The sequence below is a fragment of the Candidatus Cloacimonadota bacterium genome (assembly GCA_021734245.1).
In the GTDB taxonomy this organism is placed as follows: Bacteria; Cloacimonadota; Cloacimonadia; order Cloacimonadales; family TCS61; genus B137-G9.
The window spans coordinates 1-5,919 of sequence record JAIPJH010000129.1; the positions used below are offsets into that span (position 1 = coordinate 1).

Annotated in this window: 2 protein-coding genes; both read right to left on the reverse strand. The window is 37.4% G+C overall.

The features are described from left to right. Nucleotides 1–270: 270 nt before the first annotated feature. Nucleotides 271–1,668 (reverse strand): hypothetical protein, encoded by a 1,398-nt coding sequence (locus K9N40_12940; GenBank protein ID MCF7815374.1) that lies wholly within the window; start codon nucleotides 1,666–1,668, stop codon nucleotides 271–273. Nucleotides 1,669–1,678: 10 nt separating this feature from the next. Beyond that, nucleotides 1,679–4,495 (reverse strand): T9SS type A sorting domain-containing protein, encoded by a 2,817-nt coding sequence (locus K9N40_12945; protein ID MCF7815375.1) that lies wholly within the window; start codon nucleotides 4,493–4,495, stop codon nucleotides 1,679–1,681. Nucleotides 4,496–5,919: the final 1,424 nt, after the last annotated feature.

The following is a 5,919-nucleotide window of genomic DNA, read 5'->3' on the forward strand; positions in this document are numbered from 1 at the left end:
GATCGAAAAAACTGATCACAGAGAGATACTCAGGGTAATTTCCAGATTCCGGTGCGCGAAAGTAAATTGTGTTTTTTATCGAGTTGTAGAGCAAACCCATGTTTATAAAGTGCTGCAATATAATATTTTAATAAAAATATATAGGAGGATAGAACCAGTATGTTTAATTTCTTTTATCATATTTGCATCAATCATTTTCTCACCCGATAAATTATATGCCGAATTTGATATTCATTTGGAATGTGTCAAATGATTTCACCAACCGTAGTACTAACGAAGCAACAGCATTTTCCTCACATCTATTTCTTCTCCATTCACTTTAAGCCTTGCGAAATATTCACCTGAAGATACGCTCTTATTACTGTTGTCTTTACCGTTCCAGATGCATTCAAAGTGACCAGCAGAAAGAAGTGAATTCAAAAGTGTTTTTACCTTTTGCCCTTTGATGTTGAAGATTTCCAGAGTAACAAACGAGGACGTTTGTGTTACGTTGAAGCTGATTGTTGTGGTTGGATTGAAAGGATTTGGGTAGTTGGTCATTTGTAAATTGGTCATTGGTAATTCGATATTGAAAACTCCCACTTCCTCGATCAGAACTTCCGCAGTATTAGAAGGTAGTGATTCTCCCACGTCGTAAATTGCTGTTACAAAATACTCGTAAGTTCCAGCTACAAAGATTTCATCAAGAAATTCCAGCTCATTTGTACTTTCTATCAAAAATCCATTTCGATAAATATTATAAGCTAAAAGCAGATCGCGAGGTGCTTCCCACCAAAGATTAACCTGTGTGTTTTCAATAACTTCTGCTTGCAGATTTACAGGAGCTGCCGGAGTATCAGGATTTTCGGTCATCTCACAAAAAATATAAGCTGTATCATTTTCTGTTACAGTTATCAGATCAGATTCAAAATTAAAATAACCGATCGCATTAATGAAAATTTCTCTTTCACCTGTGGGAATATTATTTATCAAGAAATAACCGTTTTCATCGCTAATAGAGTAAGCAAAGGGACAGGATATCTGGGCAAATGGAATGGGATCGCTGGTGATCGAATCAACTACATTTCCTTCAATCGAGCCATAAACTACAGGATCACCTTCGATGCTGATATCATCGATATTCCAACCACTGTATTGCCAGGAACTATCGGTTGAACCGATTGAAAATCGAATTTTTATCTGCTGATTCATATCGGCCAGATCAGAAATATCATAATTATCCAGATTCCAGGAATTATCAGTTAACGCAGAACTGTTCGTCCAGATGTCGATCCAGCTTATTCCATTGTCGTTGCTAACGCTGATGTAAGCATGATCATAAGCAGGTTGCTCCACATTCAACCACTTGGCAAAATTCAATTGGACATTGATAAAACTGCTACAATCTATTACCGGTGAAACAGCGGAATACTCATGATCTCCCAGATTGGTTTCATAATCTCCAGGATAGCTGCCAAGTCCGGTAAGATCAACGCCGAGAACATTACTGCCGTTATAAGCCGAAGCAGGATCTGGATTGCCATACTCTCCGCCCAATCCTTGCGGAGAATCAATTTCAAATTCACCATCTAATATCCATTCGGAAGCAGATTCAAAATCATCCTGCCAGATGATATCAGAATACAGATAACCGAAAGTTAAAAGTAAAATTACAATCAAAATTCTCATGATGATCTCCTTATTTCAACAACAGCATTTTTCGGGTAATTGATTTATATTTTGAAGCAGAAAGCCTGTAAAAATAAACTCCCGATGCAGTTTGTTTGTTGTTGTCATCTCTTCCATTCCAAACCATTGAATGTTTACCAGCAGCTAATTTATTACTTATCAGCTGTTTTACTTTTTGCCCTTTAATGTTGTAGATATTCAAGACGACATGATCTGCTGACGGTAAATTAAAACTGATATTGGTTTGTGGATTGAACGGGTTAGGAAAATTGTTTGCTGTAAATTTTTCAGGAATTATCTCATCATCAGCATTCAAAATAGGCTCATTTGAAATCAAGATGGAGCCGGAAACTAAACTGTTCGCAGGAAAATAATTTGCTGAACTATCCAGCTCTATTAGTTCATTCGGCATTTGCAGATAAGCATAAATATTGTCGGGAATGTTTGTTAACTCAGAATGGAAGTGAACCATCTCGGTAGAAAGAAGTTCAAGTTCAAAAGGATATTCAAACATTATATCATCACCTGAAGAATTCCAATTTGAAACAGACTGATGCAATTTTACAGGATTTTGACCTCCCCAATCCAGAGGAAGATAGAAATTTATATTATCATCAAAAGGCAGAAGTTCAGGTTTCAGAATGTCGAAATTTGCATCGAAAAGCGAATCGGCCACAGCCGAGGACCCCACGATGATCTGAGCATAATGATCATTTTGTTCTGCGGTTAATTTGATCTTTTGCTCTAATTCAAGTTCAGGAGAAAACTCATTTTCGTAGAATGGGATAAACTTCAATTCCAGATTTTCCTGATAACAAAAAAGATAATAAGCTTTATCTTTCTGCAGAATATCAGCTGGTTCAAATCCTGAATCAAAACCAAAAAATACCGGTTCGATCAGATTATTCTGGATTGCCTGATAAAACTGGAAGTCCACGTTGTTCAAGCTGAAAATAAGCTGATCGATCTTGTAATCTGTTCGATGCGGATTGGGAACTAAATTCCAACCCAGTTCCAGAGGATAACTAAAAGCGGTTGTCTGTAAATTTGCTGAATTTATTGCAGAATAGTTACTCTGTGGAGTAAATATCCAATAAGGATAACAGAAATCTGGTTCGGGAACTGCCACAAAATTCTGTTGCAATTCATATAATTCTGCATTCATTCCATAAACTTCTTCCAGAGTAAGATCGGATGTAAAATTATGTGTTTTCAAATTCCAGCCTTCTACTGTTTGAACCGTAGTTTGCGGAGATATTACACCAAAACTGTAAGGTGAATAATAGGATAATGTGTCACCTTCAGCCATGATCAGATCGATCCTGATTTTGGCATTTTCAAACAACAGATTTGGAATCTGCCAGTCAGCTTCAGTTTGATTTGGAGTCTGATCACTGGCAATGGGAATTAAAAACTCATCATTTTCGGCATAAACATTCACCAAATCGATCGTTGTCTGCAAATTTACATTCCAATCGATCAGCACAGATTCATTGGGAAAATAGAGCTGATTGGGCAGATCGGTGAATTCCAGATTTGGCTGCAGATTTCCCAGATAAAGCGTAAAGGTGTAATAACCGGTGGAAGTTGGCGTAATCGAAAATGTATTTGATGTCAGATCGACATAATTTCCCCCGCGATAAAGGTAAATTCTCTCTGCATTTCGATCGGGGCTGGCTAAACCAATCTCAATTTCTTCGTTCAATAAATTCGTTCTAAAACGATAAGTCCAGGTTTTCAGGTTTGTATTCGAATCGTAATAAGAATAAATTTCCTGTTCCAGATTCTGGGGAACATTGTTCCAATACTGCTCATAAAATTCAGTCAGAAAATATTCTCCGACAGCAGAAGTGTCGGCAGGAACATCGAAAAATTCATCATAACCATTGGAAGCAAATTTATTGTAGCCAAAATAGCAGGTATCACTCAGGGAAATACTGTTTATAGAAGCGAACAGTTTAAATATTCTGCGCGCTTCAGCCGATTCGGTTTCGCCGTAAACATATTCCTGCCCGTTCAATTCGGCTCGAATCTGATAAGTGTAGGTGAGGTTGTTATCAATGTTGTCATCTCTATAATCATACTCAACGCTGTTGCCAATCTGAGAAAGCAGGTTGGGATTGGTCAGCCAGGTATCGATCAACTCAAAATCACTTGTTTCTGTTTTTCGATAGATATTATATCCGGAAAAAGCGGTATTGGTATTGGCTTTCCATTCCATCAGAATCTTTTCATCTCTTCCATAAGCTTCAAAATCAAAAACCAGGGTTGGACCGGCAGTTGCCATAACTTCATTAGAGAGATCAGAAATGTTATTATTTTTATCTTTTATTCTCACAGCAAAATAGTATTCATCTCCCGGTTGAACATTATTAAAATAAAATTCACTTTGAGCCAGGCAAGCCAGATTTGCTGTATTTGTTCTGTTCAGGATGGAATAATTTCCATTTCCGATAGGTTCTGTGGAATATAAAATTTCATAAGAATCCATATCGTAGCAATCTCCGATTTCCCAGGTAAGCTTGATGTAAGATGCAGATTCTGAGACAACCTGTAAATTGGCGGGAGAAGTTGGAACCAGATTGTCGTTCATCTGATACAATGGTTGCATAGCAGAAGTTAAAGCATCTATGAATGGTGAATAATATTCCAGAACCTGATCGAACCGATGTTCCAAATCCCAGGATTGAGTTACCGGGTTCCAACCATGAAACCAGTTGTAATTCTGAACAGTTTGAGGATAAGTGTTGGGAAACTCATCCATTTCTACATGAAAAAATCTTTCAAAATTATCATAAGGATTCATACCGGAATTTGTATAAACCATTTGTCGATTGGAGCTGTATCCCCACAAGTCAATATTTGTATTTACAGCAAAAGCAGTATCGGCATTGGAAAATTCAAAATCATATTGATCGGCATGAAATCCATAATAATCGTTCAAATGAACAGCATTATGAATTCCTACCTGATTGGCAGAAAGAGCATATTCTCCTGTAAGATTTGGAACATCAAGTTTGGCTGAAGAAAAATCTCGAATCGGCAGATCTGGAGAATTCTGATTGTATCCGGCAGAAACCTGTACATCGGGAAAGCCTTCATGACTTTGTCCCCAGTCGAAACTATGAATCTGCAGGCTGAATTCAGGCTGCTGAAACTCGTTTCTTATTTCATCACAAAAAGCCTGGTACACGATGTTAAAAGGATGAATTTCCACCCTGGATGGATCGCAGGTGGACTTGCTGTTGGAATAATTGCCGGAATTTGTCCAGGTTACTTCGCGACCGGTACCAGAAATCAAAAGACATTTTGAATTTTGATCGATGAAAGCCTTGAACGCCAGTGGAATAGTGATATAATCATCACAGGGATGCGTAACCGTGGTAACATGTGGCACATTTCCATTTGGATTGTAAATATAAAGTCCCCAACCATAATCGAAAGCTCCATGTTCGTCGTCATAAGGATCGTCAGTTCCATTATCATCATAATGATCGAAGTTGGGTACTTCCCGCAGTATATGATAAGTTTCATTCGTATCTGTATCGTTGAAAATTACGACCTGATATGGATATCCGGCTGCATCGATCGTATCTTGAACTGCATCAAGATTGCCAGCTACAAAATCTTGAAGCATATTCTGCCAGTGAATCAGATCGAGATTATCGGGAATTACAAAATTTCCAAATCCGCTAAGCTGTCTGTCGTAAGAAGCATAAACGTTGTATCCTGGTGAAGCTAATCCTTCTGCAACATGGCTGAGCCAATTGTCATATTCGCAACCTGGAGCTTCTCCATATAAAAAGTTCTTCAGAGCTTCAGTTTCTTCGATTACAGAATGCAGTAAAATATTTGTAATTAAAATCAAAAACAATATAAAAATATTTTTCTTCATCATATCCCCTTTCTCATTTATGAGAATTTGTTTTTACAATTAGATTTGTCTATGTTTTTTTGCAGAACAAAAAATTGTTTTGAGAAATTATATTTGTAACTTCATTTCAGTGAAATAATTGGAACAAATAGTATTGATTAAAAAAAGCGCTTGAAAATAAATTCAGGCGCAAAGTAACCTTGGGATTGGGTTAGGAGAGGTTACTTTATTTTAACAGCAGCATTTTCCTCACATCAATTTCTTCTCCATTCACTTTAAGCCTTGCGAAATATTCGCCTGAAGATACGCTCTTTCCAGCATCGTTTTTTCCATTCCATACGCATTTATAATTTCCCGGTGCTGTGGTGCAATCCATT

Bases quoted from the DNA above. Each gene is read 5' to 3' on its own strand.
- K9N40_12940 (MCF7815374.1), bottom strand. From the start codon at position 1,668: ATGAGAATTTTGATTGTAATTTTACTTTTAACTTTCGGTTATCTGTAT.
- K9N40_12945 (MCF7815375.1), bottom strand. From the start codon at position 4,495: ATGGTTTATACAAATTCCGGTATGAATCCTTATGATAATTTTGAAAGA.